The sequence below is a fragment of the Rhodococcus sp. 4CII genome, from assembly GCF_014256275.1.
Taxonomy (GTDB): Bacteria; Actinomycetota; Actinomycetes; order Mycobacteriales; family Mycobacteriaceae; genus Rhodococcus_F; species Rhodococcus_F wratislaviensis_A.
In genome coordinates this window covers 6005865-6032372 of record NZ_JACCFE010000002.1, presented here as the reverse complement: position 1 = coordinate 6032372, position 26508 = coordinate 6005865, and the positions used below count along the sequence as shown (strand labels likewise).

26 protein-coding genes and 1 riboswitch are annotated in these 26508 nt (G+C 68.9%); of the genes, 16 read left to right on the top strand and 10 right to left on the bottom strand.

What is annotated here, in order from left to right; translation table 11 throughout:
* Positions 1-29: 29 nt before the first annotated feature.
* Complete coding sequence (locus H0B43_RS28665) at positions 30-359, bottom strand: hypothetical protein (protein ID WP_011594545.1); 330 nt, start codon at positions 357-359, stop codon at positions 30-32.
* 512 nt (positions 360-871) lie between these two features.
* On the opposite strand from H0B43_RS28665, the gene H0B43_RS28660 reads away from it, so the two are divergent.
* The 6 genes from H0B43_RS28660 to H0B43_RS28635 all read left to right on the top strand — a co-directional run bounded on the left by H0B43_RS28660 (position 872) and on the right by H0B43_RS28635 (position 6257).
* Complete coding sequence (locus H0B43_RS28660) at positions 872-2245, top strand: FAD-binding oxidoreductase (protein ID WP_185724836.1); 1374 nt, start codon at positions 872-874, stop codon at positions 2243-2245.
* A 110-nt stretch (positions 2246-2355) separates the two neighbouring features.
* A complete protein-coding gene (locus H0B43_RS28655; protein ID WP_185950087.1) occupies positions 2356-3546 on the top strand; it encodes a DUF4185 domain-containing protein in 1191 nt (396 codons plus the stop codon).
* A gap of 65 nt (positions 3547-3611) precedes the next feature.
* The gene (locus H0B43_RS28650; protein WP_185724837.1) at positions 3612-3887 is read left to right on the top strand and encodes a GNAT family N-acetyltransferase; all 276 of its coding nucleotides are present in this window, start codon (positions 3612-3614) and stop codon (positions 3885-3887) included.
* Positions 3871-4407: a DUF3558 domain-containing protein gene (locus H0B43_RS28645; protein WP_185724838.1), complete on the top strand. Its 537-nt coding sequence runs from the start codon at positions 3871-3873 to the stop codon at positions 4405-4407. Before H0B43_RS28650 ends, H0B43_RS28645 begins: the two co-directional genes overlap by 17 nt.
* Positions 4404-4931, top strand: coding sequence for a DUF3558 domain-containing protein (locus H0B43_RS28640; protein WP_185724839.1), 528 nt, complete (start codon positions 4404-4406; stop codon positions 4929-4931). The genes H0B43_RS28645 and H0B43_RS28640 overlap by 4 nt, the downstream gene beginning before the upstream one ends.
* An 84-nt stretch (positions 4932-5015) precedes the next feature.
* Positions 5016-6257 (top strand): MFS transporter, encoded by a 1242-nt coding sequence (locus tag H0B43_RS28635; protein ID WP_185724840.1) that lies wholly within the window; start codon positions 5016-5018, stop codon positions 6255-6257.
* Here the strand turns inward: H0B43_RS28635 and H0B43_RS28630 are convergent.
* Positions 6250-7803 (bottom strand): carboxylesterase/lipase family protein, encoded by a 1554-nt coding sequence (locus tag H0B43_RS28630; RefSeq protein WP_185724841.1) that lies wholly within the window; start codon positions 7801-7803, stop codon positions 6250-6252. The two genes, H0B43_RS28635 and H0B43_RS28630, sit on opposite strands and share 8 nt — an antisense overlap.
* Positions 7804-7909: 106 nt before the next feature.
* Positions 7910-8005, top strand: a riboswitch (TPP riboswitch).
* Between H0B43_RS28630 and H0B43_RS28625 the strand changes: the two genes are divergently transcribed.
* The 4 genes from H0B43_RS28625 (at position 7999) to H0B43_RS28610 (ending at position 11350) form a co-directional block, all read left to right on the top strand.
* Positions 7999-8721, top strand: coding sequence for a TenA family protein (locus tag H0B43_RS28625; protein ID WP_185724842.1), 723 nt, complete (start codon positions 7999-8001; stop codon positions 8719-8721). (Overlaps the previous riboswitch by 7 nt.)
* Entirely contained in the window at positions 8706-9746 is a 1041-nt protein-coding gene (locus tag H0B43_RS28620) for an ABC transporter substrate-binding protein (protein WP_185724843.1), read from the top strand. The genes H0B43_RS28625 and H0B43_RS28620 overlap by 16 nt, the downstream gene beginning before the upstream one ends.
* Positions 9724-10545, top strand: coding sequence for an ABC transporter permease (locus H0B43_RS28615; protein WP_185724844.1), 822 nt, complete (start codon positions 9724-9726; stop codon positions 10543-10545). Before H0B43_RS28620 ends, H0B43_RS28615 begins: the two co-directional genes overlap by 23 nt.
* On the top strand, positions 10538-11350 hold the full coding sequence (locus H0B43_RS28610) for an ABC transporter ATP-binding protein (protein WP_185724845.1): 813 nt from the start codon (positions 10538-10540) through the stop codon (positions 11348-11350). The genes H0B43_RS28615 and H0B43_RS28610 overlap by 8 nt, the downstream gene beginning before the upstream one ends.
* Positions 11351-11363: 13 nt before the next feature.
* Here the strand turns inward: H0B43_RS28610 and H0B43_RS28605 are convergent, their stop codons facing one another.
* Positions 11364-12719 (bottom strand): wax ester/triacylglycerol synthase family O-acyltransferase, encoded by a 1356-nt coding sequence (locus H0B43_RS28605; RefSeq protein ID WP_185724846.1) that lies wholly within the window; start codon positions 12717-12719, stop codon positions 11364-11366.
* 178 nt (positions 12720-12897) lie between these two features.
* Between H0B43_RS28605 and H0B43_RS28600 the strand changes: the two genes are divergently transcribed.
* Positions 12898-13902, top strand: a complete 1005-nt coding sequence (locus H0B43_RS28600; RefSeq protein WP_185724847.1) for an alpha/beta hydrolase — start codon at positions 12898-12900, stop codon at positions 13900-13902.
* 7 nt (positions 13903-13909) lie between these two features.
* Here H0B43_RS28600 and H0B43_RS28595 read toward each other — a convergent pair whose 3' ends face one another.
* Entirely contained in the window at positions 13910-14242 is a 333-nt protein-coding gene (locus H0B43_RS28595) for a ferredoxin family protein (RefSeq protein ID WP_185724848.1), read from the bottom strand.
* Entirely contained in the window at positions 14239-15822 is a 1584-nt protein-coding gene (locus tag H0B43_RS28590; RefSeq protein WP_185724849.1) for an FAD-binding protein, read from the bottom strand. Before H0B43_RS28590 ends, H0B43_RS28595 begins: the two co-directional genes overlap by 4 nt.
* A gap of 303 nt (positions 15823-16125) precedes the next feature.
* Here H0B43_RS28590 and H0B43_RS28585 point away from each other — a divergent pair, with 303 nt between their 5' ends.
* Positions 16126-16677, top strand: coding sequence for a hypothetical protein (locus H0B43_RS28585; RefSeq protein ID WP_185724850.1), 552 nt, complete (start codon positions 16126-16128; stop codon positions 16675-16677).
* 4 nt (positions 16678-16681) lie between these two features.
* Here the strand turns inward: H0B43_RS28585 and H0B43_RS28580 are convergent, their stop codons facing one another.
* On the bottom strand, positions 16682-17893 hold the full coding sequence (locus tag H0B43_RS28580) for an MFS transporter (protein WP_185724851.1): 1212 nt from the start codon (positions 17891-17893) through the stop codon (positions 16682-16684).
* A 122-nt stretch (positions 17894-18015) separates the two neighbouring features.
* Here H0B43_RS28580 and H0B43_RS28575 point away from each other — a divergent pair, with 122 nt between their 5' ends.
* The 4 genes from H0B43_RS28575 (at position 18016) to H0B43_RS28560 (ending at position 21301) form a co-directional block, all read left to right on the top strand.
* Positions 18016-18927, top strand: coding sequence for a hypothetical protein (locus H0B43_RS28575; protein ID WP_185724852.1), 912 nt, complete (start codon positions 18016-18018; stop codon positions 18925-18927).
* Between the two features lie 14 nt (positions 18928-18941).
* Positions 18942-19607: an ESX secretion-associated protein EspG gene (locus H0B43_RS28570; RefSeq protein ID WP_185729761.1), complete on the top strand. Its 666-nt coding sequence runs from the start codon at positions 18942-18944 to the stop codon at positions 19605-19607.
* A gap of 70 nt (positions 19608-19677) precedes the next feature.
* A complete protein-coding gene (locus tag H0B43_RS28565; RefSeq protein ID WP_185724853.1) occupies positions 19678-21006 on the top strand; it encodes a T3SS (YopN, CesT) and YbjN peptide-binding chaperone 1 in 1329 nt (442 codons plus the stop codon).
* A gap of 112 nt (positions 21007-21118) precedes the next feature.
* On the top strand, positions 21119-21301 hold the full coding sequence (locus H0B43_RS28560) for a hypothetical protein (protein ID WP_185730157.1): 183 nt from the start codon (positions 21119-21121) through the stop codon (positions 21299-21301).
* 4 nt (positions 21302-21305) lie between these two features.
* Here H0B43_RS28560 and H0B43_RS28555 read toward each other — a convergent pair whose 3' ends face one another.
* The 4 genes from H0B43_RS28555 to H0B43_RS28540 all read right to left on the bottom strand — a co-directional run bounded on the left by H0B43_RS28555 (position 21306) and on the right by H0B43_RS28540 (position 26439).
* Positions 21306-22439: a class I SAM-dependent methyltransferase gene (locus H0B43_RS28555; RefSeq protein WP_185724854.1), complete on the bottom strand. Its 1134-nt coding sequence runs from the start codon at positions 22437-22439 to the stop codon at positions 21306-21308.
* An 81-nt stretch (positions 22440-22520) separates the two neighbouring features.
* Positions 22521-23495 (bottom strand): NADPH:quinone oxidoreductase family protein, encoded by a 975-nt coding sequence (locus H0B43_RS28550; RefSeq protein WP_185724855.1) that lies wholly within the window; start codon positions 23493-23495, stop codon positions 22521-22523.
* Positions 23496-23509: 14 nt separating this feature from the next.
* Positions 23510-25150: an AMP-binding protein gene (locus tag H0B43_RS28545; RefSeq protein ID WP_185724856.1), complete on the bottom strand. Its 1641-nt coding sequence runs from the start codon at positions 25148-25150 to the stop codon at positions 23510-23512.
* Positions 25150-26439, bottom strand: coding sequence for an MFS transporter (locus H0B43_RS28540; RefSeq protein ID WP_185724857.1), 1290 nt, complete (start codon positions 26437-26439; stop codon positions 25150-25152). Before H0B43_RS28540 ends, H0B43_RS28545 begins: the two co-directional genes overlap by 1 nt.
* Positions 26440-26508: the final 69 nt, after the last annotated feature.

Sequence of the window (26508 nt, the reverse complement as noted above, 5' to 3'; positions counted from 1 at the left end):
CGACGGCGAGCCCTGCGACGCGGAGGCCGTCAGCCGAAGACGGCGACGGGCACGGACGGGGTGAACGGAGCCACGCGGTCGAGTGCTGCCCAGGTGACCTCGCAGCGCTTCGCGGTGACCTCGTCGGCGTCCGCGAGAAGCGTGTTGAGGAGGGTCTTGGGGTTCAGGCGCCATTCCTGGACCATGGACCGAACTTCCTCGTTGGTGAACAACCCCGAACCCGCCAGGGCGAAGATCCATTCGTCGAACTCGCCGCGATGGATCTGTTCGATGGAGTCGTAGTCGATGCCACCATCGAGGAACTCGTACGAGAACATCGCGGAGATGTAGCTGCTGGGATCTCGGTGGAGTGCATTCATCGGTGCGGGTCCTTCCAGGGTCGGTGCGGCAAAACCCGGCCCCAACCGTGTTCTGGCTCACATTTAGTGAGAATCTCCGTTTGGGTGTAACGCCTCGCCGGTGTTTGACGATGCAAGACGCTAACCCGTAGAAGCGGGGTTTTGCATTGCCTGGTCGATACGATCCGGTAACAGAGGGACGAATGTGACCTGTGTTACACCCGTTTTGTCCGGGTTCTCACGTTCCGCGAGACGCCTCTACCTGCATTTTCTCCCCCACGCCCGGTTTCCCATGCCATCCGACAGTGCCCGAAAAAATTCACCCCCCTGATCCCACATCGTGAGACTCCTACGCGTAAGTAACTAACCGATGGGCTAATGGAGTCCCCCTTCTGCACCGAACGTCCAGGTTGGGGCGATATCCGCGAGTCGGGGTCGGAATCGACCCAGTTGGACGACTGACCAATTCGAGGACACGTGCGGGCGGCTGGGCTACCGTCGGGACTCCCGACACCCGCATTCCAGGAGTTCCGATGACGGTCACCGACGGCGCACTCGCAGAGCTCGCCGACGCACTCCCCCAGGGTTGCCTCGTGACCGACCCGGACATCCTGGCGTCGTACCGACAGGACTGGGCGCGCGACCCCCAGGCGGCCCTTCCCCGCGCCGTCGCCCGCCCCACGACGACCGAGGACGTCCAGACGGTGATGCGCTGGGCCACCGAGCACACGGTCCCGGTGATTCCCCGGGGAGCGGGCTCCGGGCTCAGCGGCGGGGCCACCGCGGTGGCGGGCAGCGTGGTGATCAGCACCGAGCGCATGCGGCGGATCGACGTGGACCCGATCACCCGCATCGCCGTCGTCGAACCCGGCCTGTTCAACGCCGAGGTGAAGGCCGCGGCCGCCGAGCACGGCCTGTGGTACCCCCCCGATCCGTCGTCGTTCGAGATGTGCTCGATCGGCGGCAACGTCGCGACCAACGCGGGCGGCCTGTGCTGCGTCAAGTACGGCGTCACCACGGACTACGTCCTGGCGCTGCGGGTGGTTCTCGCGGACGGCACCGACGTGCGCCTGGGCGGTCCGCGCCTCAAGGACGTGGCCGGACTGTCGCTGACCAAATTGTTCGTCGGGAGCGAGGGAACCCTCGGCATCGTCACGGAGGCGACACTGAGACTGATCCCCGCCCAGCCGCCGTCGAGCACCCTCGTCGCGTCGTTCGCCTCGGTCCAGGCCGCCGCCGACACCGTGCTGGCCATCACCCGCACCCTGCGGCCGTCGATGCTCGAGTTCATGGACCGCGCATCGATCGGCGCCGTCGAGGACGCCCTGAAGATGGGCCTGGACCGGACGGCGGAAGCGATGCTGATCGCCCGGTCGGATGCGCCGGGAGCGATTGCGGCGGAAGAGGTTTCCGCCATGGCGGACGCGTGCCGGGTCAACGGCGCCACCGAGGTCTTCACCACCGACGACCCGGACGAGGGTGAAGCCTTCGCCGCCGCACGGCGATTCGCGATTCCCGCGGTCGAGAGATTGGGCAGCCTCCTGCTCGAGGACGTCGGTGTGCCGCTCCCGAAACTGCCCGCGCTGGTGGAGGGAATCGCCGCCATCTCCCGCGAGCGCGAGGTGATGGTGGCGGTGATCGCGCACGCCGGCGACGGAAACACACACCCGCTCATCGTGTTCGACCCCGAGGACGCCGTAATGGCCGAACGTGCGCACCTGGCGTTCGGCGAGATCATGGACCTCGCAATCTCACTCGGCGGCACGATTACCGGCGAGCACGGTGTGGGCAGGCTGAAGAAGGCGTGGCTGCCCGACCAGGTGGGCCCGGACGTCATGGAATTGACGCAGCGGATCAAGAACGCCCTCGACCCCCTGGGGATCCTCAACCCCGGAGCGATCCTGTAGCTACACAGGTCGGGTGCGATACCCAATGGTTACCCAGGGGGCTGGTGTGACAGGTGAGGTATTGCTAGCGTGACCGGACCCGACTCGATTCGTCGCAGAGAGGTGCGCTCGTGACCAGACTCCGCCGTGTCGCCTCTCTGGCGATGCCCGCCCTACTCGCCTCTACCTGCACGTTTTTCACGATGGCGCCGCCCGTTGCGTCGGCGGCGCCGTGCCTCGGCGGAACCGGCAGCCTCGGATCGAGCAGCGGGAATCAGGGCATCAACCCCATTCCCTGGCTCAACGGCAGCGACGGTCGCCTTCCGGAGTTGCGTGGCAAAACTCAGGCTATTGCCCACATCACCGGGCCCCGCAGCTCCAACGACACGATCGGCCGGTTCCGGGTTCTCGGCACCGACCTCGGCATCATGTGGGACAACGGCGGCGGTCAGATCCTCACCGCCTTCGGCGACACGGTGGGCCTGAGCGACAACCCGCTGTGCGGGCTGGTCGGCGACTGGCGCAGCAACATCCTGTTGCGCAGCTCCGATCACGACCTCACCAACGGGATGAGTATCGACAATTCTCCGGTCGACGGACCGAACCATTCCAAGGAGATCATCCAGAGCAAGAAGATTCCCGGGGTGGAGCAGACCGTCATCCCCACCACCGGCATCTCGGTCGGCGAGGGCCCGACCGCGACGCAGTACATCAACTACATGTCCGTGCGGAGCTGGGGCGCCCCCGGGGAGTGGGTCACCAATGCGTCCGGTATCGCGTACTCCGTCGACAACGGCGAGAACTGGATCACGGACCCGCTGACGCTGCGGCCCAACGTGCCCGCAACGGGTGCCGAGAACTTCCAGATGGGCTCCTACGTCAAGCACGACGGGTTCGTCTACGCGTTCGGCACCCCTTCCGGGCGCAACGGCGACGCCCGGTTGTCGCGGGTGAAGGAAGCGGACATCCGGAACCTCACGGCGTACGAGTACTGGGACGGCAGGGCGTGGGTGAAGTCCAACGCCGTCCTGGCCGCCCCGGTGATCCCCGGACCGGTCAGCGAGTTGTCGGTGCAGTTCAACCAGTACCTCGGCCAGTTCGTCGCGATGTACACCGATGCCGGCAACTCGGTGGTCATGCGCCGCTCCGACCGTCTCGAATCCGGCTGGAGCGAACCCGAAGTGCTGGTGAGCAGCCGGGACGTGCCCGAGTTGTACGGCGCGTACATGCACCCGTGGGCGCAGGGATCCGATCTGTATTTCCTGGCCACCACCTGGTCGGACTACAACGTCATGCTGCTGCGTACCAACCTCGCGGACTGACGGTAATCTGCGAGTGACAGCGTGCGCGGGACAGCGCGCACGCCACACGAGCAGAGGAGCGATCTGTGGCGGCCACGGTGGAGCACGACATGTCGGAATCCCGGTTCGAGGTCTACCTCGACGGTCAACTGGCCGGATACGCCGACTACTTCGAGCGGAACGGTGCCCGCGACTTCCACCACACCGTGACGTACCCGCAGTTCCGCGGGCAGGGGCTGGCTGCCGTGGTGGTGAAGGCCGCCCTCGACGACACGAAGTCGAGCGGGCTCGCCGTGATCCCGTCGTGCTCGTACGTGGAGAAGTACATCGCCGAGAATCCGAGCTATGCGGAGCTCGTCTGATCCGGTCCGCCCTGCCGTCCGCGCGACGTGTCTGATCGCGGCGGCGGTCACCCTCGCCGGCTGCGGTTCCGGCACCGGTTCGACGGATCCGGCGGCGTCCGCGCCGACCACCTCGGTGGCCCCGCAGGCCGGCGCGTTCGTGGGTGAATGCGGCTCGCTGACCGACGCCGAGGTGTACGAGCGGGCCGGTATCTCCGGGCTCGCTCCGGTGTCGCGCAACGGCATCAAGTGCCGTTGGGAAGCGGGCCCCGAGCGGTACGTGATGTTCACCTGGTACCGCGGCAGCCCCATCGACCGGGAGCGGTCGGTGGCGAAGGGCATCGGTCACGAGGTGCACGACCTCGAGATCGCCGGGCACCGCGGATTTTCGTCGCAGAACGTCGGCTTCTGCGAGGTCGCGCTCGCGACGGGTTCCGACTTCGTGCACTGGCTCGTCCGCTACGGCACCGGCGCCACACCCGCCGACCCGTGCGCGGCCCCGACCGCGCTCGGGGAGCTCACGCTGGAGAAGGCCAAATGACCGCCGGTCGCCGGCTCGCCGCGGCGCTGGCGTCGGCGATGCTTCTGGCCGGCTGCGGCACGTCGGTCACCGGCACCGCGCTGCCGGAGGGCGCGTCCGCCTCCGGCGGGGGCGGATCGCCGCAGTTCGACAAGCTTCTGCGCGAATGCGACGCCGTCCCCAACGACAAGATCGCCGAAACGCTCGGCGGCGACGGCATCGACCAGTACTTCTACGGTGCGGTGTGCATGTGGACGGTGTCGTCCGCGGCCGGGTCGATCGATGTGACGTTCGGCTGGTTCGAGAACAACTCGTTGCAGCGGGAGCGGGACGTGGCGGCACAGCTGGGGTACCAGGTGGAGGCCACGACGATCGCGGGCACGTCGGCGTTCAGCGCCCGGCGACCGGGTGACTCCGCGACGTGCGGCATCACGGCCGCCTACTCCGGCGTCATCACGTGGTGGGTGCAGCAGCGGTCGGGCACCGGCGACCCGTGTGTGGGTGCCCGCACCCTCGCCGAACTGACCCTGCAACGCAACCAGTAGCGGCCGGAAATTCGCTCGCGGTGGCCACGACCTCGCTGTTAGCGTCGTAGGACCACCGATCGAGCCGACCAGAGGACCCTTGCCGTGACCGCCACCGAGACGGCTGTGACTCGCCGGTTCGGGCCCCTGATCCTCCTGAATGTCGCGACCCTGTTCTCTTCCACTGGCAACGGCATCGTCATCGTCGTGCTGCCGTGGCTCGTGCTCGAGCAGACCGGTCGCGCGTCCGACGCCGCGATCGTCGCGGGCGCGGCCACCCTCCCGCTGTTGCTGTCGAGCCTGTTCGCGGGCACGTTCGTCGACCTCTTCGGCCGACGCCGCACGTCCCTGATCTCCGACTGCCTGTCGGCCCTGTCCGTCGCGGCCATCCCGGTGATCGCGAACACGACGGGCCTCACCGTCACGGTGATCGCCGTTCTCGCCGCGATCGGCGCCGCGTTCGATCCGGCCGGAATCGCGGCCAGGGAGTCGATGCTGCCCGCCGCCACGAAGTCCGCGGGGTGGTCACTCGACCGGATGAACAGCCTCTACGAGGCCAATTACAACGTGGCGTATCTCGTCGGGCCGGGCATCGGCGGCGTCCTCATCGCCACCGTGGGTGCAGTGAACACGTTGTGGGTCGCCGCCGCCGGGTTCGTACTGTCCGTCGCGACGATCGCGTTCCTCCGTCTCGAGAACGCCGGCAGACCGGACCTTGCCACGCGCCCGACGTCCATCTGGCACGGCACGCTCGAGGGATTGAAGTTCGTGTGGCACAACCGGCTCCTGCGCACGATCGCTCTCGTGGACATGGCGGTCGTCGCGCTGTACATGCCCGTCGAATCGGTGGTGTTCCCGGTGTACTTCACCGAACTCGACAAACCCGCGCAACTCGGTTCCGTCCTGATGGCGCTCAGCATCGGCGGCGTGGTGGGCGCCCTCGCGTACGGACCACTCGCGCCGTACGTGTCGCGCCGGATGCTGATGGTGGTGGCGGTGACGGTGCTGGGCGCGGCGATGGTCGCGATGGCGTTCCTGCCGCCACTGTGGGCGATCCTGGCGCTGGCGCTCCTGCAGGGTCTGGTGTTCGGTCCGGTCGGCCCGATCGCCAACTACGCCATGCAAACTCGCAGTCCGGAGCACATGCGCGGCCGGGTCACAGGGGTCATGACGTCCACCGCGTATGCGGCGGGTCCGCTGGGCTACCTGCTGGCCGGTCCCATCCTCGACAAGTGGGGAATCCAGCCGACGTTCTTCGTGCTGGCGATCCCGGTCCTGATCATCGGGTTGGCGTGCGTCGCGCTGCCCGTGCTGAAGGAGCTGGACGAGAACGTGCCGGTCAGTTGAAGCCCATGACGTCGTTGCCCCACGCGATCCGCATCTCGCGGTCCGGGTCCTGCACGAGGGTGTCCGCGCCGTCGATCAGCAGGGTGGAGCGGTTCTCCTCGTCGTAGGGCGCCCAGTGCTTGGACCCGTCCAGCGCGGCGGGGACACCGTGCCGCGCGAACGCGAGCCACCGGCGCTGGATCCGGCCCGACACCTCGAGTGCCGTCTTCCGGCCGCCGAGCCAGAACGTCGGGTCGATGTTGAGGGTGTCGAAATTGCCGAAGACGTACGGGAGTTCGGTGGCGTGCCCGGCGCCGATGCGCGCGGCCTTGAGCATCGGCGTGGCCTGATCGAACCGGTACATCCAGGTCGGCGAGTGCCTGCTGTGCGCGTCGGCCACCCACAGGGCGGGCATCCGGAACGCGGCGTCGCGGGACATCGCGAGTGCGCCCTTCGGTTTCCCGCGGTCCGGGTACGCCGACAGGATGTCGGCGAGGCGGGCCGCGGGCAGTTCCGGGTGATCGGTCGCGATCGCCCGCAGCATCTCCTGCACCGAATCCGACGTGACCGGCAGCAGAGGCGATTTCATGAACTTGAAGATCGACGACTCGTCCTTGTTGGAACCGATGATGAGCGGGATGCGGTGGGAGAAGCCCTTCTGGAACGCGGCCACCGGGTAGCGCGGCAGGAAGTCGCGATCCACCACCGGCGCCATCGCCAGCGTGCCGGGGATCTTGACGGGGACCTCGTTGACGAGGGTGTCGCTGGCCTCGATGATCGTGCGGTACGGCAGCCGCAGCAGCGTGTCGATCTGCCCCGGCGCCACGTCGAGGATGTCGAGGAACTGCTTCCCGACGGTGGCGGCCCGCTCACCACCGTAGACGGACGTCGCGGGTGGGCTCTGGGCGATCGCGCGGTGGAACAGCCCCTCCGCGCTCGGACACGTCATCAGGGTGGTGATCGACCCGGCCCCGGACGACTCCCCGAACACCGTCACCTCGTCCGGGTCGCCGCCGAACGACCCGATGTTCTCGCGCACCCACTCGAGGGCCGCGACCTGGTCGCGCAGCCCGCAGTTGGTCTCGAACACCCGCCCGGCGGTCGAGAACGACGACAGGTCGAGGAACCCGAGCGCTCCCACCCGGTAGTTGAAGGAGACCAGCACGACGTCGCCGAGGGTGGACAGGACGCGCCCGTTGTAGATGCCCTGCGCCGCGGTTCCCAGGCAGTACGCGCCGCCGTGGATCCACACCATCACCGGCCGCGGGGTGCCGTCCGGTCGCGGCGCCCACACGTTCACCGACAGGCAGTCCTCGTCCATCTCGAGTCCGGCGTCGATCGGGACGGCGGTGCCGTGCCCCTGCGGCGCCATCGGGCCGAAGTCGGCGCAGTCGCGCACACCCTCCCACGGCGCGGGCGGGACCGGCGCGCGGAACCGCAGGTCGCCGACGGGGGCCGCGGCGAACGGGATGCCCTTCCATGCGTAGACGTCGCCCTCGGGGTAGCCGCGCACCTCGCCGTCCCGGGCACGGACGACGAGCGTGTCGCCGGACTTCTCGACATCCACGGACGAATCTCCTCACGCAGCGCGTACCGGGAATCTCAGGCCAAACTACCAACGATGAGCAGGCAGGGCCTTTCCTTCGCGGGCACGGGCGGTGCTAGGGTCGGCTTGTTCTGACACGGGGTGCTCCGCACGGGCGGGGCTGAGAACACACCCGGGAACCTGCTCAGGTAATGCTGACGAAGGGATGTCAACGTTGTGAATAGCTCTGTCCAAGATGCTGCCGGCGCCGGCCAGCACGCCCGATTCACGGACCACTTGTGGGACCGGACGAAGGTGCTGCGCGAAGCGATCGACGAACTCGAGTTTCTGCGCCGCCTCGGTGACGGCACGCTGCCGCTGGACGTGTTCCGCACGTACATCGAGCAGGATTTCCTGTACCTGACCGGCTACGCGAAGGCGCTGTCGCTGGTGGCCGCGCACGCGCCCGGTCCCGTCGAGGCCGGCTTCTGGGCGGGTTCGGCAGCCGAGGCCGCCACCGTCGAGGCAACCCTGCACCAGAATCTGCTGACCAGCGGACGGCTCCCCGCGTCGGACGCGGAGCCTCAGCATTCGCAGGCCTGCCTCGGATACATCTCGTACCTGACCGCCGTGGCGGCCACGGAACCGTACGCCGTGGCCGCGGCCGCGGTGCTGCCCTGCTTCTGGATCTACGCGGACGTGGGACGCCGGCTCGCGGCGAGCGCCCGTGACGTGCTCTCCGCCGACCCGTCGCACCCCTATGCGCAGTGGGTGACCACGTACGACGCGGAGGAGTTCCACGCCGCCGTCGCCCGGGCCCGCGAACTGGTGGACGCCGCCGCCGAGGCCGCGACCGATGCCCAGCGTGAGGAGATGGTGGAGGCGTTCGTGATCGCCAGCCGCTACGAACTCATGTTCTGGGACACCGCACTCAACGAGCAGGAATGGCCGGCGTCGTGACACTCTTCTCTCGCACCAAGCGCGCTGCGACCGCAGCCGTCATCCTGGTCTCCGCCCTGTCGATGCTCACCGGCTGCGCGGGTGACTCGCAGTCGGACGACACCATCCGGTTCGCACTCGACTGGACCCCGAACACCAACCACACCGGTCTGTTCGTCGCGCAGCAGCAGGGCTATTTCGCGGACGCCGGACTCGACGTGCAGATACTGCCGTACAACGACACCTCCCCCGACACCCTGGTCGATGCCGGAAACGCGGAGTTCGGGGTGAGCTTCCAGAGTTCCGCGACGTTCTCGAAGGCCGCGGGCGCGCAGACCACGTCGGTCCTGGCCCCACTGCAACACTGGGCGACGGGCATCGCGGTGAAGGCGGATCGCGCCGACATCACCCGCCCCCGGGATCTTGACGGCAAGATCTACGCCGGTTTCGCGGACCCGGACGGCGAGGAGACGCTGAAGCAGATCATCCGGAACGACGGCGGCAAGGGCGAATTCACCACCGTCACGCTGGGCACGTCGGCGTACGAGGCCGTCTACTCCGGCACCGCCGACTTCACCGTGTCGTTCTTCGGCTGGGAAGGAATCGAGGCCGAGCACCAGGGCACGCCGATGCGCTACTTCCACTACACCGACTACGGCTTCCCCGACGCGTACGCGCTGATCATCGAGGGCAACGAACAGTGGATGGCCGACCATCCCGAGCAGGCCCGCAAGTTCGTCCAGGCCCTGCAGCGCGGCTACCAGTTCGCCGCCGACCAGCCGGATCAGGCGGCGCAGATCCTGATCGACGCCAACCCCGGCGCGTTTCCGGACGAACCCCTCGTCAAGGAGAGCCAGCAGATGTTGTCGTCCGAATACATGAAGGACAGTGCCGGCAAGGTCGGAACCCAGACGGCCGAGAAGTGGGCGGGATACTCCGGTTTCCTGTTCCAGCACGGCCTGCTCACCGGCCCCGACGGGGCACCGCTGACCACGGAACCCGACTGGTCGACGTATTTCACCAATGAGTACCTCGCTCAGCCCTGACACCAGTCTCGGCACTCCGGCCCCGGGCACGTCCTCGCTGCTGCGACGGACGGTGCCCGCGGTCGTGGTCCTGGCACTGCTGCTCGTCGCCTGGCAGGTGTACGTGACGGTCAGCGGTATTCGGCCGCAGGTGCTGCCCTCGCCGCTGCGCGTCGTCCAACAGGGTTGGCGGGCGCGCGACGCCATCTCCGGTCACGCTTCCGCGACGCTGCAGGTGACACTGATCGGTTTCGCAGTGTCCCTGCTCTGCGCCTGGGCGCTCGCCGTGCTCGTGGACTTCTCGCCGTGGCTGCGACGCGCATTCGTTCCGCTGTTCGTCGTGTCGCAGACGTTGCCGATCATCGCGATCGCGCCGCTGATGATCATCTGGTTCGGTTTCGGTCTCCTGCCGAAAATACTCGTGATCGCACTCGCCACGTTCTTCCCGATGACGATCGGCCTGATCGAGGGTTTCGCCGCGGCCGACCGGGAGGCCGGGGCGCTGCTGCGCAGCATGGGCGCCTCGCGGTGGCAGGAATTCCGATACGTTCGGCTCCCGTCGGCGATCCCCCGGTTCTTCACCGCCTTGCGGATCGGCATCACGTATGCCGTGGTGGGTGCCGTGTTCGCCGAATATGTCGGCGCCACGTCCGGTCTCGGCATCTATATGGCGACGCAGAAGAACTCCTTCCGCACCGATCTCGTGCTGGCCGCCGTCCTCGTGACCGCCGTGATCAGCCTCAGTCTGTACCTGCTCACGTTCGCGGTCGAACGCGTCGTCGCCCCCTGGATCAAGAACGAGAGGGCCCGGCATGAGTGAGACCGCACGCGTCGCACTGTCCGGTCTCACCAAGGGATTCCCGGTCCGCGGCGGCATCCGGCCCGTTCTCGACGACATCACGTTCACCGTCGAACCCGGCGAGTTCGTGTCGGTGATCGGCCCCAGCGGGTGTGGGAAGAGCACCGCGTTCGCCATGCTCGCCGGTCTCGACCGACCGGACTCCGGCACCGTCACCATCGGCGGCGAACCCGTCCGCCCCGCCGGCAGCGTCCCCTCGAAGTGCGCGTACATGCCGCAGAAGGACCTCCTGTTCCCGTGGCGCAGCGTCCTCGACAACACCACCCTCGGCCTCGAGGTACAGGGGGTATCCCGCAAGGAGGCGCGGGACAAGGCACGCGAATTGTTCTCAGTGTTCGGTCTCGGCGGGTTCGAGGACGCCCGCCCCAGCCAGCTGTCCGGCGGGATGCGGCAACGCGCCGCGATGCTCCGCACCGTCGTCCAGGACCGTCCGGTGCTGCTGCTCGACGAACCGTTCGGCGCCCTGGATTCGTTGACCCGCACCGAGATGCAGACCTGGTTGCAGGACGTCTGGCAACGCTACCGGTGGACCGTGCTGATGATCACCCACGACATCCGGGAGGCCGTCTATCTCTCGGACCGGGTGGTCGTGCTGTCGGCGCGCCCCGCCACCGTGCGGCGCGAGGTGACCGTGGGCCTGCCCCGCCCCCGCGAACTGTCGATGATGACCTCGCCCGAATTCGCGGACGTCGAACACGAACTGCTGGGGGTCCTCCACGAGGAGTCGCGGCGGGCGCTCGTCGAGCAGGAGTCGGGCAGACGCTGAAACCTGCGGCGGCTCAGAGCAATGCGGCCTCGAGTTCGCCGAGCGCCATCTCCAGGTAGAACAGGATCCGTTGCAGGCTCGGCACCGAGCGGCGGCACCCGATGACACCGAAATCGAGGTTGTCGCCGTTGGTGGTGAGCGTGATGTTGAGGGCCTGCCCGTCCAGCACCACCGACGTCGGGTAGATGCCGTCGAGCCGGGACCCGTTCCAGTACATGGTCTCCCGAGGTCCTGGCACGTTGGAGATGATCACGTTGAACGGCGGCGGCGTGAACCGCACGAATCCCGGCACCGGCGTCAAGGCGATCGGCGACATGTTGATCGCGGACCACGCCAGCGCCTGCATCGAGGTGAGGCTGCCGAACAGTTCCTTCCCCTGGGTCATCGACGCGGAGATCGCGGTCAGCCGGTCAACCGGGTCGTCTACATCCGTCGCCAGGTTGCACAACGTGACGCCCACCGCGTTGCCGCCGGCGTCGACCTTCTGCTCGTCGCGCAGCGACACCGGAACCATCGCGATCAGCGGCTCGTCCGGCAGCGCATTCTGCTCGTCCAGGTACCCCCGCAGCGCGCCGGCGCACATGGCCATCACCACGTCGTTGACGCTGACGCCGGCGGCCTTCCGGACCGCGTGTACCCGCTCGAGCGGCCACGACTGCGCGGCGAACCGGCGCGCCCCGCCGATCGGGACGTTGAACATGGTGCGGGGCGCCTCGTACGGGAACCTCATGTCGTGTTGCCCCATCACGGTGCGGGCGATGCGCAGCGACGCCGGCGCGAGACCGGCCACGTCCTCGACCGTGCGACGGACACCGTTCACCACCGACCAGACGTCGGGAACGGAACCGTTGGTGGAGCCTCGGCGCGGCAGATCCCACGGCGGCGGGGCGTCGCGCACGTCGGGGTCGGTCGACAGCGTCCGCATCAGCAGCCGCAGCCCGGAGACCCCGTCCATCAGCGAGTGATGCAGTTTGGTGTAGATGGCGAACCGGCCGTCGTCGAGCCCCTCGATCAGGTACATCTCCCACAACGGACGGTGGCGGTCCAGCAGCGTGCTGTGCAACCGGGACGTGAGCGTGAGCAATTCCCGGATCCGGTACGGGGAGGGGAGAGCCGAATGACGCACGTGGTATTCGAGATCGACGTCCGACTCGTCCGCCCACCACACGTTCCCGAGACTCCCGACGGGGCCCGCCGGCTTCTTGCGAAACGTGGCGTCGACGTCGGTGTGTTTCAGCAGGGTTTCGTGCATCGACTTCACGTAGCCGGGGCCCGCGCCCTCCGGCGGTGTGAACAACTCGAGCGATCCCACGTGCATCGGATGCTCTCGCGACTCGGCCAGCAGGAATATCGAATCGGTAACCGGCATGAGCCCCACCTGGACGTTCACCCCCACTCGGTCACTATCCCATTACGACTTCCGTCTGGATGCTACGTCGGGCGTAGCGTCCGTGCGACCAACTTCGATGTAGATCGTACGGCGCAAAGAGGTGGCGCACCTGAGGGCAGTACGTCGATGGGCACCGAGGCCGGAACGGAGGCAGGCAATGAGCACTGCGACTTACGAATTCTGTCCGTCACCCGTGCCGGTGACGCGGCGGGAGTTCGCCGGAACCAGCCTGCAGTCGGCGGCCCTCGCGCACACCCTGCGCCGGACCGTCCGGCCGTTCCTCGACGGGTGGGCGCGCTACCCCGAACTGCCGTGGCCCACGGGAGTGGTCGACCTGTTCGGGTACTCGCTCGGCCCCATCCGCGGAACCCGGCGCCGGCCGGTCCGGCTGCCGAACTGCCGCGCCGAATGGATCCGCCCGCCGGGTGAGCTCGGCGACCGGGCCATCCTCTACCTCCACGGCGGCGCGTTCCTGTGCTGCGGGATCAACTCGCACCGTCAGATGGTGTCCCGGATCGCCGCGGAGTCGCAGGCGTCGACACTGAACGTCGCGTACCGCATGATCCCTCGCAACCCCATCCGGGCGGCCGTCGAGGACGGGGTCGACGGGTACCGGTGGCTGCTCGCGCACGGTTACACGGCAGACCGCATCGTCGTCGCCGGCGACTCGGCCGGCGGATTCCTCACGTTCATGGTCACCCTCGAAGCCCTGCGGCAGGGGTTGCCGCGCCCGGCCGCGGACGTCGCGCTGTCGCCGCTGACCGACCTCGACCCCGTCAACAAGCTGGCCCATCCCAACGCCGACCTCTGCGCCGTCTTCCCCACGCGCGCGGTCGGTGCCCTGTCCAGGCTGATCGAGAGGCTGGACACCCGGGGCGGGCACGAGCCGTCCACGTCACCCGTGGACGGCTCGCTCGCCTCGATGCCGCCGGCGCTGATCCAGACCGGCTCGCAGGAAATGGTGTACGTCGACGCGGAACTGATGTCGGAGCGGCTGTCCCAGGCGGGCGTCCCGTGCGAACTGCAGGTGTGGGAGCGGCAGGTGCACGTCTTCCAGGCCGCGGCCGGTCTGCTGCCCGAGGGCACCCGCGCCATCCGCGAGATCGGCCGGTTCATCCGCAAGGCGACCCCCCGTGAGTACTTGTCAACCGCCCGCGGTTGACGAGTACTCACAGGGTGAAAAGGTGGTTCCGGTCGAGCGTGGAACCCGGTGTGCGCCCTCCGCCCCACCCGATCACGGCGCGGTAGGCGCCGAGGGCCCCCGACTCTGCCAGCCCCTCGGCGTCCGTGTGCGTCGAGTCCTCGGGAACCGGGGTGTCGAACGGTGCGACATACAGTGCGTCGGTGGGACAGTTGGCCTCACACATGAAGCACGTCTGACAGTCCTCCTGGTGCGCGACGACAGGAACGCCGTCCGGGCCGCGGCGAAACACGTCCGTCGGACAGACCTTGATGCAGATGTCGCACCGCACGCAGCGGTCGGCGACGACGACCTCGATCATGACGCGACCGTCCCGGCGTCCGCGCGGGCCGTGCCGCGTTCGGGTCGCACCCACACCTCATCGAGCCCGCCGGACAGCAGCCGACGGGTCTGCGTCGGGTCGGTGCCGGGGTGGTCGGTGCGTACGTGCATGCCCCGCGTCTCGGTCCGCGCCTGCGCCGAGTGTGTCGCCCACCGTGCGGCCGCCAGCATCGCGGCGGCCGAACGCGCCTGCAGCAGTTCCCGTTCGGAGCCGCCGAGCAGATCGGCGGCGCCCGCCCAGGCCTCGTCGAGCGCGGTCACGCTGTCGTGCAGGCTCGTCGCGGTGCGCCGGTAGCTGCGCCGCAGCGGCAGGGTGTGCTCCTGCACGAGTCCGACGATGGCGCGCGAGGCCTGCCGTCGGGCCGACGGCCCCCGCAGGCCCGCCGTCCCCGCGCCCCGAACACGGTCGGGAACGGAATGCACCCGCGCGAACCGGGCCGCGCCGGCGCCCGCCCAGGTGCCCGAGGCGATCGCCCATGCCCCGTTGTGGCTGCCGCCGCCGCTCCGGCCGCCGGTGATCAACTCGCGGGTGGCCGCGTCGCCCGCCACGAACAGTCCGGGAACATCGCCGGCGCAGTCCGTTCCGGTCACCCGGATCCCCCCGGTCCCCCGCACCGTGCCTTCCAGGACGGCACGCACCGGATACTTCTGCGTGAACGGGTCGACCCCAGCCTTGTCCAGCGGCAGAAAGTAATTCGGCTGCGACGATCGCATGGCGGCGCGGATGTCGGGCCTGGCGCGGTCCAGCCTCGCGTACACGGGGCGACCGGCGGCGAGGTGTGCCATCGCGGCTCCGCGCGCAGCGAATCCACCGTCGCCGAGAGGCTGCCCGTCCGCGTCGTAGTAGGTGGCGAATTGCATCATCAGGCCCTTGGTGTGCCCGCTCCACGCGGGTGCCAGCGCGTAGGCCGTCGAGAATTCCATGCCCGAGAACGACGCCCCGACCTCCGCGGCCATGAGGAGTCCGTCGCCGGTGTCGACATTGGTTCCGAAGCTTCCCGACAGGAAGGCGCAGCCGCCGGTCGCCACGACCACCGCCCCGGCGCGCACCGACCACGGCGCGTATCCGCTCTGCCTCTGCAGACCGGCGGCGCCGGACACGATGCCGTCGCCGGTGACGAGCAGTTCGAGTGCGGGGCTGTGATCGAGGATGGTGACGCCGGCGCGGTGCACACGCCGGCGCATCCGGCGCATGTACTCCGGCCCCTGCAGGCTGGTGCGCACTTCCCGGCCGTCGTCGCCGGACGGAAACCGGTACCCGGCGTCGGCGAGCTCGTCCACGCGGTGGTGGGTCTCCTCGAGGACCCGGTACATCCAGGCCGGCTCGGACAGTCTGCCACCGTCCTCGAAGCGGGCCTGCACGGACCGTTCGCGCGCGGGACCGGGTGAGATGTTCCACAGGTTGTTGCCGCCCGACGCGGTGGGACCGCTGGTGCCGCAGTACCCCTTGTCGGCGAGCACGACCCGGGCGCCCGCCCGGGCCGCCGACAGTGCCGCCCACGTTCCGGCGGGGCCGCCGCCGAGGACGAGGACGTCGGCGACGATCGCGAGGTCGCTCACGAAGCGAACTGAATGGCCGAGGCAGCGACGGCCGCTCCGGTGCGTTCGGACAGCGGGCGGCGGCGGAACAGCCGGTCGAGCAGAATCATCGTTACCCCCGGTCGGAGCGGTATGGATACCGTTCGATCGTCGGCTGACCGGCTCGTCCGAACAAGGGTTCTCGTCAGCGTGCGCCGAATGCCGGCGGTCGCGCAGCAACGATCGAGCGAACAATCCCGGACGGGTCGCCACCCGGATACGTGCAGCGGTGGGTGGCACCGCCCTCTATGGTGGACGCATTTGCACGCCGAGGACGGGTAACAGATGGACGACAGGACAGTAGCGGTCGGGGCACTCGCGATCGCCACCGTTTCGGCGGTCTCCGGGCTGATGATCGGTGCCGCAGGCGGCGCGTTCGGCAGTCGCGGGCCTGCGGTCGTGCCGCCGCCGTTGACGTCGGAAGGTCTGCAGGCCGCCGGTACATATCAGGCGGAGCCGGCCAAGACCACGTTTCAGGTGTTCGTCCCGCCGACGCCCACGTGGCAGATGGCCGAGCTCACCACGCCGCGGGCGGTCACGCTCACCACCGAACCGGCACCGGTCACCACCGCACCGCCGCCCGCCCCCTCGACGACGACCACGGCACCTCCGCCGCCCCCGGTCAGGACCACGATCGTGCCGCCCCCGATCGCCACCGTCGCCCCCGTCACGACACCGGTGACCCATGCTCCCGTCATCACGACGACCGAGGAGACCATGTCGACGACCGAGGTGACCACGCCGCGGATCGCGGCCGCGCCGCCGGTGACGACGACCACGACGACGCGGCCGGTGATCACGATTCCGCCGATCACCACCAGGCCGCGCGGCTGGTAACCGCTCAGGTCCGCCGGCGCCCGATCAGCTGTGCGACGGCGACACCGGCGCCCAGCACGGCGACCAGGGCGCTGAAGACGATCCCGGCGGTGCGCAGGTCGGTGAAGCGGGCCAGCACACCGACACCGACCGCGGGGACGGCCAGCATCACGTAGATCCCGGCGAAGAACGCCGAGGACACCCCACCGCGGAATTGCTGTTCGACCCGTTCGACGGTGGTCGCGATCGACGCATTGAGGCACAGCCCCCCGGCGATGCCGAGCACCACCGACGACGCGAGCAGCGGCAACAGGATCGTGTTCGCCAGTGCGAGGGCCAGCAGTGCCGCGGCGGGGATCAGGGCGAGACACCCCACGAGCATGGCGCTGGACGTCGACATCCGGCGGGCCAGGAGTTGTCCGACCGCCATGAACAGGAACGTCAGGAACACGACGAGCCCGGCCATCGTGTGGCTCCTGGATCCCAGGTATTCCGTCAGGAACAGCGCCGACACGGCGGTGAGCACACCGGTCACCGCGAACGCCGTTCCGGCGGCGAGCACCGCGGTGACGAAGGCGCCGCGGATCGAGGCGGGAACCTGCAGTCGCCGGGGCCGGATCCGCCACGTCGGACGGATCGCCGGCGCGGGCGCGAAGAACCACAGCGCGACTCCCGCGAGGACGGCGAGCACGAGATTCACCACGTAGGGGAGGGTGAGCGGACTCGAGGTGAGGTCGGCGAGGACGCCTGCGCTGAGCGTGCCCAATCCGAGACCGCCGGTGTTCACGGCGACCGCGAGCATTCCGCCGACGGCCTTGCGGTCGGGTGGGAACAGGTCGATCACCGCGGCGGTACCGGTGCCGGTCATGAGGCCGGCGGACAGCCCCGAGATCACCCGGGCCACCACGAACACGGGAAGTGTCGACGGCAGCAGGAACAGCACGGCACTGACCGCGGCGAGGGCGACGGCGATGAAGAGCACCGGGCGCCGGCCGACGTCGTCGGACAGCCGGCCGAACAGGGCGAGCGCGGCCACGACCCCCACCGCGTACACGGCGAACAGGATCGTGACGGTGAGGGCGCTGAACGCCAGTTCTTGCGCGTAGATGGAGTAGAGCGGGGTGGGCAGTGTCGTGCCCATCATCGTGACGAGAAACGCGAACGACGTGGCCCCGACCGCGAGGGCGGACGTCCGCCGGGTGCGCGTTCCGGACACTGCGGGCGAGGACGAAGGCATGGACCGAGCTTTTCGGAGTTCGGGAGCGGTGACAAGCCCCGCGCAGCAGTCGGTAAGGTGGCTTCCCGCCGGATTGGGGGGTCCACTCCGGGACCAGGGTGTCCAACTGTCGGAGGTCGGGGATGAACGGCGGGGAGAATTTTCAGTCGGGCGCGTGGAACCACCGCGCCATCGGGGCCGCGGTCGACGCCATCGACCCGGCCCGATCGGGGGCGGTCGCCGGGGCCTGGCACGGACTCGGCCGGGCGTTCCGGGAGTCCGTCTCCGCGTTCGACGACGCCACCCGGACCGCGGTCGGCAACAGCTGGCGCGGCCGGACCGCGGACGCGGTGGTGTCGACCCTCGACGACTACGCCGCCCGGGCCGCAACCGTGAGCGGGAAATTCACCGAGGTCGCGAATGCGCTGCGGCAAGCGACCGACGGCGCCGAAGCGGTGCGCGGCGCGGTCGGTCCGCCCCTCGACCCTCCTGCCGACTGGACCCGGGTGCTGCCGGCGAACTGGACCGCGGGAGCCGAGGCCGACACCGCGGAACAGGACGCGAAGGCGGCCATGCAGACGCTGTACGCGTCGGCGTACCGGGCCGCGGACGAACAACTGCCCGCCGACGCATTCGCCGCGACACACCCCGCGACGACCGCGCAGCCGGTGGGATTCGATTTCGGGCCGAACGGGGTGCACGGCATTCCCAGCGATCAGCAGGTGGCCGAGCCCGCCGCCGAGTCCGTCCCGCACAACGAGCACCGGAAGAGCGGAGAGGTCCGTCCGCAGGACTCGCACGAGACCGCACCGGCGGCGCCCGCGTCGATCGAGGGCGCGGCACTGGCCGGGGCCGTCGGCGGCGGGGTCGCGCACTACGCGCACCACGTGGTGGCGTCGTACCGGGCCGCGACCTCCGCACGGCCGAGCCCGCCGGCCCAGGCTGCCGAACGGGAATCCGAGGAGGAACCCCCGACCTACCTCGAAAGCATCGACGAGGCAAGCGAACTCGTCGGGAAACTGCCGCTCGTCACACCTGCGGTGATCGGCGAATAGCCGTGGGGTACTGGGTGCTCGGCGGTCCGCAGTTCTCGGCGTTGTGGGCCCGCACCGGCCAGGACCGCATCCCGTATCCGTTCGCGGTCACGAGCGAGCTGACCACGGCCGACGAGTACGACGACGAGCAGCGCCGGATCCGCACCGACTTCGCCGGTCCCGAACACGATCCGCTCCAAGCGGCGTTGCTGGTCCTCGCCGAACCCGACCTTCGTATCGAGATCGCCGGCTCGATCGGTCCCGAGGCGACACCGATCCGCATGACGGGTGCCCACTCGCGGGGGCACGCGATCGCGGCCGTGCAGCATCCGGGTTCCGAGGTGGTGCTGCGGCGCTGCGAACCGTACGACCTCGGCCGGCAGCTGATCGCGCAACTTCCCGACACGGACGCGGGCACGGCGGCGGGCGTCGTGGTCCCGGTCACATCCGACGGGAAGGCACCGGCCGCGGCCCGCATCCTCGACCGGCCCGCGACGAGCCAGGGGGTGGTCACCGTGGTCCGGGGGTCGCGGCATTCGCCGCGGCCCGTCGGTGGTCTCGCGTGGCGTGACATCGACGGCGACGGCCGGTATCTGGTGTGGGGCGATGCGTCCGTCGCGGTGACCCCGGGCACGTCGTGGGACCTCCTCGACGCCGTCACCCGGCTGACCGGACGGATCGCCGCCGGTCACCCCGTCTGACGTCGCCGCACCCTCCTGCGCTGCGGTACGGACGATCGCCGCTACCGTATAGAGCGGAAGAACGTGACTCGTGGCCGACCCGGACGGAGCAGACATGCAGGACTTCGATCTGGATTCGAGCGTGAACCGCGACTGGGCCGAGTTCCAGCGGCGTCTCGCGGACTATCTGGCAGCGATGCGGGACGAGGACCTTCTGGTGCTCGAATCGGGGTTCGAGGAACTCGACGAATCCCAGGGGCTGATGCCGTGCATCCAGTTCGTCGTGTGGGACGGCGACACGGTGCGCTGCGAGGTGCCGTCGAACCATTACCTGCACCCCGACCGGGCACTGACCGACGCCGAGCAGACGTACCTCACCGAGCTGGGCTGGAACCGTCCGACCCGCGGTCCGGACGACGAACCCGACGACGGCTCCCCCGCGTTCTACGTCGACAAGAAACTGTCATGGTCGGATCAGCTGGCCGCGATGGCCGTGGCCGCGTTCCGCGACGTCTGGGGCATCACGCATCCGGCGTTCCTGAGTACCGAAACGTCGAGTACGGACCCCGAGGCCACGTTCGACCCGGTTGCGCTGCGGCCGCCGCTGGTCGCGCAGCTCGACCCCGGCGCGGCCGTCGTCCCGCGCGACGCCGAGCATCTGCACGAGCTGATCACGCTCTCGCTCGTGCCGATGCTGGGTCTGCTGCCCGAACGCGACCCGGACGGCGACGTCCCGATCCGGATGGGCAACACCATTCTGTTCGTCGGCCCGCTCGCCGACTCCGTCGACGTGCAACTGTTCGCGCCGCTGGTCCACGACATCAGCGACCGCACCCGGGCCGCCGAGGTCACCGCCGACCTCAACCGCACATGGTCACGGATCAAATTCGTGCTGGTGGACGACCGCTTGTCGGCGTTCCTCGAAGTGTCGGGCAACCCGTTCGTCCCGCAGCACCTCACGGACACCTGCAAGACGTTCGCCGAGTTCCTGCGTACCGTCGACGGCGACTTCGCGGCACGGTTCGGCGGCGAACTGTTCTTCACCCGCGAGTCGGCGTCGGACGAAGACCTCGAACCGGAACCCGGCGGTCGAACCGAGAGCCGGATGTCGTCGACGGACCTGCCGAAGGAACTGCTGACGCTGTTCCATCTCGATCCCGGACCGGCGGACGCCAGCGATCCCGCGGTCGTCGCCGACGTCTGCGGTCACGACCGCGATCGGATCCTTGCGCTCCTCGACACCGGCACCGCCTGGGTCAGTCAGTTGCGCGACACCGACGATGCGTCCGCGGACCACTGGGAGCGGGTCGTCGGCACCCTGCGCCACGCCCTCCGCACCGTCGTGCTCCCACCGACCTCCGCGCCCGACACGAAACCGCAGCCCGAGCAGATGGGACTGTTCACCAACCCCGAGGAGTAGGCGCTCCGCGCCCGTGCGCCTTTCTGGTAGCGGCAGCAACCACAAAGGCGCACAGGCGGTAACACTCCTCGCAATCGTGGCGAACAGGACCTCGGATACTCCTTCGTTCGGGGTGAGCACGATTCCGGTGCTGCGCGGCGAGAACGTGCGGTCGCGCGAGGAACTGTGGGCGCTTCCACTGCGGACCGTGATCGACGACGGCGCGTGGGACAGCACTCCCGTCGTCGCGGCGTCGGATGCCCGCCTGGTCTACCTGACGTCGGGGACGATGGTCGGGTTGGGTTCGGCCGAGTGACGGCCTACCCGGCTGACGCATCCCGCGCACCGAGGCGCCACAGCGACGTCACTTCCCGCTTGCGTGCGGCGTGCAAGGCGTCCGAGCGGTCGGCGACCTTGCCGTGCCGGGGCGCCACGTCCCGCCGCCCGAGAACTGTCAGGCCCGCGTCGTCGATCAGGGACAGCAATTCCTCGCGGGTCCGGAGGCCGAGGTGTTCGGCGATGTCGGACAGGACGAGCCATCCCTCTCCCGCGGGCTCGAGATGCTCGGCGAGGCCGGCCAGGAATCCGCGGAGCATCCGGCTGTCCGGGTCGTAGATCGCGTACTCGACCGGCGACGTGGGGCGGGCGGGGATCCACGGCGGGTTGCACACCACCAGCGGGGCTCTCCCCTCGGGGAACAGATCGGTCTCCACCACCTGCACGCGGTCGGAGTAGCCGAGCCGGTCCAGATTCGTCCGGGCGCACGCCAGCGCGTTCGCGTCGAGCTCGGTCGCGATCACCTTCTCGACGCCGCGGTGCGCGAGGACCGCGGCCAGCACCCCGGTGCCGGTCCCGATGTCGAACGCCGTCGCGTGCGACGGCAGCGGAGTGTCCGCGACGAGGTCGATGTATTCGCCGCGAATCGGCGAGAACACGCCGTAACCGGGATGGATACGCGCGCCGAGCGCGGGGATCTCGACGCCCTTCTTCTGCCACTCGTGGGCGCCGATCGCGCCCAGCAGATCACGCAGGCTGGTGACGGTGGGCTGATCCGTCGGTCCGAACGCCTCCCGCGCGGCCTGCCGCACGTCGGGGGCGCGGCGCAGCAGGACGGTCTGGTCGGCGTCGAACGGCACCAGCAGCATCCCGAGGATGCCCGCCCGTCGCGACTGCGTCTGCCGGTGCAGGTGGAACGCGGTGGCGGGGTCGGTCGACGTCTTGCGGGCCTTCCGGTCCGTGCGGGCGGCGACGGCGGTGCCGAGTTGGCGGGCGTTGTGGAAGTCGCCCCGCCACAGCAGCGCCGTCCCCTCGCACGCCAGGCGGTACGCCTCGTCGGCGGTCATCGAGTCGTCGGCCACCCGGATCTTCTTCGGCGGCGTCGCCCCGCTGGTGGACCGCCACACCGCCGAATGCTCGATGCCGTCCTCGGTCCAGCGGACGAACTCGGTTTCCATCGCACCACCATAGGCGCTTCGCGCCCGTGCGCCTTTTTGGTAGCTGGAACTACCAGAAAGGCGCACGGGTGGCGGAGCCGCCTACCGGACGGCGAGGACGCTCTTCCCGACGGTTCGGCGGTGTTCGAGATCGAGCAGGGCCTCGGCTGCCGCATCGAACGGGTACCGTGTCGGCTCGGGGACCTTCAGCGCGCCCGACGACAGGAGTGGAAACAATTCGTCCCACTGCGACGTCAGTCGAGCGGGGTCCTCGGACCACCACGAGCCCCACGCGACTCCCACTGCGGACGCGTTCTTCAGAAGCAGTCTGTTCACTTTCACCGAGGGGATGTCCCGGCCGGTGAAGCCCATCACGAGAATCCTCCCACCGGTCGCCAGGGATCGGACACTGTCGGTGAAACGATCGCCGCCGACCGGGTCGACCACAACATCCACCCCGCGGCCATCGGTGACCGCGAGGACCTCGTCCCGCCACTTCCCGGTGGTCACGACATCGGAGGCGCCGAGGCTCCGCACGTACTCCGCCTTCTCCTCGGTGCTGACGACCGCGATGGTCCGCGACGCGCCGAGGTGCGGTGCCAGTGTCATCGCAGCGGTACCGATGCCGCCTGCCGCGCCGTGGACGAGCACCGACTCACCCTTCTCGAGGCGTCCACGACGAACCAGCGCGAAATGCACGGTCAGGTAGTTGAACAACAGGGCGGCGCCCGCAGACATCGAGATCGTGTCGGGAAGAGGGAAAGTCATTTCCGGCGGCAGCGCGACCACTTCGGCCATCGCGCCACCGACACCGGTCAATCCGACGACGCGGTCCCCGGGAGAATATCCGCTGCCCTCCGGCGCAGACCGGACAATCCCCGCGACCTCGCCGCCGGGGACGAAGGGCAGAACCGGCTTGTACTGGTACCGGCCCTGGGTGAGAAGCAGATCCGGGAACGACACCCCGACCGCGTGAACGTCGACCAGGATCACGGATTCGTCCGCACCGGGTTCGTCGACCTCGACCGGGGCAAGAGCCCGGGGACCGTCGAGCGCGGTGACCAACAATGCGCGCATGCGGTTGCCCCTTTTCATGTGGTAATGGGGAGTTCGCGGACGGCAGCGCGGCGTAACTTGCCGACTTCGGTGCGCGGGAGTTCGGGGCGGAAGTCGACGACCTTGGGCGCCGCGTACGGTCCGACACGTTGCGCGACATGTTGTTTCAGTTGCATGACGAGGTCACCGTCATCGTCCCGGGCGTCCGCGCGGACGACGACGACCCGGACCACCCCGCCACGGATCGGGTCGTCGTACGCTACTGCCGCAGCGTCTGCGACCGCCGGGTGCTGCAACAGCGCGTTCTCGACCTCGACCGGGCTGATGTTGTGGCCTGACGCGATGATCATGTCGTCGTCCCGGCCGAGTACCTGCCACCGTCCCTCCGGGTCCGTGACGGCTCGGTCCTCGGTGAGAAATACATCGCCGCGCCAGCGGTCGGCCCACAGGTCGGCGGCGTTCTCGTAGCCGCTGGACATCTGGTGCCGGGGCCGCCGTACCGCGATCAAGCCCGGTTGGTCCTCGGCCACCGGTTGACCGTCCCGGTCCGCGAGGAAGGTGTCGAAACCCGGAATCGTGGCGGACATCCAGCCCGGGCCGGACCGCGGTTCGGTGCCCTGGGTGTCGCCCAGCAGCATGCCGACCTCGGACAGTCCGTACCCGTTGCGCACGGCGGGCGCACCGGTCTCGGCCCAGGCAGCGGCGACCGCCGCGGTCAGTGGTTCGCCGGCAGCGGCAACGGCCCGGAGGGTCGGCGGCACTCCGTCCTGCGCGAAGGTCGCCGTCAGTCGCCGCAATGCCGCCGGCGCGGTGGTGAGGATCGTGGCCTTCTCTTCCCGGATGACGCGATGCCAGGCCTCGGGGACGAACCTTCCGGAGTACATGACGCGCGGCACGCCCAGCGCCATGACGGCGGCACCGGTGCTGTACAGCCCGAATGCCCACGCCGGGTCCGACGTCGAGAAGACGACGCTGTCTCGGGTCGCCCCGAGAACGCTTTTCACGTAGGGCATGACCGAGACGAATGCGGCGTGGGTCATGTTGCACGCCTTCGGTGTTCCGGATGTTCCACTGGTGAACAGCAGGGTGGCGGTGTCCCCGATGGCCGTGGTCGCGAGCGGGCCGTCGGCATCGGCCCGGTCGACCTCGGCCCAGAAGGACTTGTCGTTCCCTCTGACCGCACCGCCCCCGACGACGAACACGGTCGGATCGAGTCCGTGGGTCGCCTGCGCCTCCGCGAGGGCCGGTCGGTACCGCTGATCGACCACGATCGCGCGGACCGCCGCCGCGTCGAGGCGCAGACCGATCGCGTCCGGGGCGAACCCGCCGAACAAGGGCACGTACACCAGCCCGGAACGCCACACCGCCAGTGCGGTGATCCAACTCTCGACCTGTCGTGTGAGCAGTCCGCCGACGCGATCTCCCGGCTTCAGCCCCGCGCGTGCGAATACGCGTGCGGCCTTGGCTGCGAGTCTGTCGAGTTCGCGGTAGGTCCAGCGGTCCACCGACCCGTCGTCGTGCCGCACGGTCAGCGCGACGCGACTCGGGTCTGCCGCATAACGGGTGCAGATTTCGTGGGCGGTGTTGAAGTCGCTACCGAACGGGTCGCGGTCCAGCAGGGCTTCGATGTCCTGCCATGCGGCGAGTCCGGACGTTGTGTCGTTGCCAAGAGACATCAGTGATTCACCTTTGCAGTTTTCGCCAGGGTCAGGACCAGGACTGTGATGGCGCACGCTGCGGCGATGTACGCGGCCAGCGCCCACGAACCGTCCGACTCGGCAGCGATCGCCACCGCGATGAACGGTGCGGGAGCACTGAAGACGACACCACCGAACTGATAGGCGACGGACGCGCCGGTGTACCGGACTTCGGCCGGGAACAGACCGGTGACGTAGCCGGCCACCGCGGAATAGGTGACGGCGTGACCGATGGTGATGATCAGAATCATCGCCAGCAGGACGGCGACCCCGACGCCGGTCGACAGCAACCAGAAGAACGGGTACGCGATCGCCGCCATGTAGAGGGACCCGTAGATCAACATCTTCCGGGCTCCGATCCGGTCCGCGATCATCGACGCGTAGGGCACGGACAGGATGTCGAGGACGCATGCGACGAGGATGCTCAACAGAATCGTCTGCCGCGAGATGCCGAGTTCCTTCGGACCGTACGAAAGCACGAAGACTGTGACGAGGTAGAACGGCACGAGTGAGGCGGCCTGGGTGAGAATCCCGACGCCGAGCGCACGTTTCTCGCTTCGCAGTACCGCCAGGATCGGGAAGTCGGCGATCTTCTTGTCACGCTTGACGTTCTCGAACTCCGGCGATTCGACGACCTTCAGTCGCACGTACATTCCGACCGCGACCAGCCCGGCGCTGGCCAGGAACGGAAGCCGCCATCCCCATGCCTGCACCTGATCCTCCGGAAGCTGCTCGACCAGCAGGAACGCGAGCGTCGCGAGCACGAGCCCGGCAGGAACGCCGGCTTGCGGCCAGCTGCCGTAGAACGCTCTCTTCTCGCGCGGTGCGTGTTCGACGGCCATCAGTACCGCGCCGCCCCATTCGCCGCCGACCGCGAAGCCTTGTGCCAGCCGCGCAAGTACGAGCAGCACGGGCGCCGCGAGGCCGATTGCGCCATAGGTGGGGATGAGTCCGATCGCGACCGTCGACGACCCCATCAGCACCAGGGAGAACACCAGCATCTTCTTGCGCCCGATCCGGTCTCCGAAGTGCCCGAAGACGATCGCGCCCGCGGGACGCGACACGAACGCGACACCGAACGTCGCAAACGCGGCCAGCGTTCCCGACAGCGGACTCAACGACGGGAAGAACGCCTTCCCGAATACCAGAGCGGCTGCGGTCCCGAAGATGAAGAAGTCGTACCACTCGATTGCCGTTCCGACGAAGGACGCGAAGGCGACCTTTCGGGGTTTGACCCGTGTGACCTCCAGGTCGTCGATGACTCCCATATCGAATCTCCCATCGCTGCTGATGTGGGGCGGTGCGGCGCCGGGTTGATTCGGTGCCACCGCGGTTGT

Bases quoted from the DNA above. Each gene is read 5' to 3' on its own strand.
- H0B43_RS28620 (WP_185724843.1), top strand. From the start codon at position 8,706: ATGGCCGGCGTCGTGACACTCTTCTCTCGCACCAAGCGCGCTGCGACC.
- H0B43_RS28645 (WP_185724838.1), top strand. From the start codon at position 3,871: ATGCGGAGCTCGTCTGATCCGGTCCGCCCTGCCGTCCGCGCGACGTGT.
- H0B43_RS28555 (WP_185724854.1), bottom strand. From the start codon at position 22,439: ATGGAAACCGAGTTCGTCCGCTGGACCGAGGACGGCATCGAGCATTCG.
- H0B43_RS28605 (WP_185724846.1), bottom strand. From the start codon at position 12,719: ATGCCGGTTACCGATTCGATATTCCTGCTGGCCGAGTCGCGAGAGCAT.
- H0B43_RS28550 (WP_185724855.1), bottom strand. From the start codon at position 23,495: ATGCGCGCATTGTTGGTCACCGCGCTCGACGGTCCCCGGGCTCTTGCC.
- H0B43_RS28600 (WP_185724847.1), top strand. From the start codon at position 12,898: ATGAGCACTGCGACTTACGAATTCTGTCCGTCACCCGTGCCGGTGACG.
- H0B43_RS28540 (WP_185724857.1), bottom strand. From the start codon at position 26,439: ATGGGAGTCATCGACGACCTGGAGGTCACACGGGTCAAACCCCGAAAG.
- H0B43_RS28665 (WP_011594545.1), bottom strand. From the start codon at position 359: ATGAATGCACTCCACCGAGATCCCAGCAGCTACATCTCCGCGATGTTC.
- H0B43_RS28610 (WP_185724845.1), top strand. From the start codon at position 10,538: ATGAGTGAGACCGCACGCGTCGCACTGTCCGGTCTCACCAAGGGATTC.
- H0B43_RS28585 (WP_185724850.1), top strand. From the start codon at position 16,126: ATGGACGACAGGACAGTAGCGGTCGGGGCACTCGCGATCGCCACCGTT.
- H0B43_RS28640 (WP_185724839.1), top strand. From the start codon at position 4,404: ATGACCGCCGGTCGCCGGCTCGCCGCGGCGCTGGCGTCGGCGATGCTT.
- H0B43_RS28660 (WP_185724836.1), top strand. From the start codon at position 872: ATGACGGTCACCGACGGCGCACTCGCAGAGCTCGCCGACGCACTCCCC.
- H0B43_RS28575 (WP_185724852.1), top strand. From the start codon at position 18,016: ATGAACGGCGGGGAGAATTTTCAGTCGGGCGCGTGGAACCACCGCGCC.
- H0B43_RS28545 (WP_185724856.1), bottom strand. From the start codon at position 25,150: ATGTCTCTTGGCAACGACACAACGTCCGGACTCGCCGCATGGCAGGAC.
- H0B43_RS28580 (WP_185724851.1), bottom strand. From the start codon at position 17,893: ATGCCTTCGTCCTCGCCCGCAGTGTCCGGAACGCGCACCCGGCGGACG.
- H0B43_RS28615 (WP_185724844.1), top strand. From the start codon at position 9,724: ATGAGTACCTCGCTCAGCCCTGACACCAGTCTCGGCACTCCGGCCCCG.
- H0B43_RS28595 (WP_185724848.1), bottom strand. From the start codon at position 14,242: ATGATCGAGGTCGTCGTCGCCGACCGCTGCGTGCGGTGCGACATCTGC.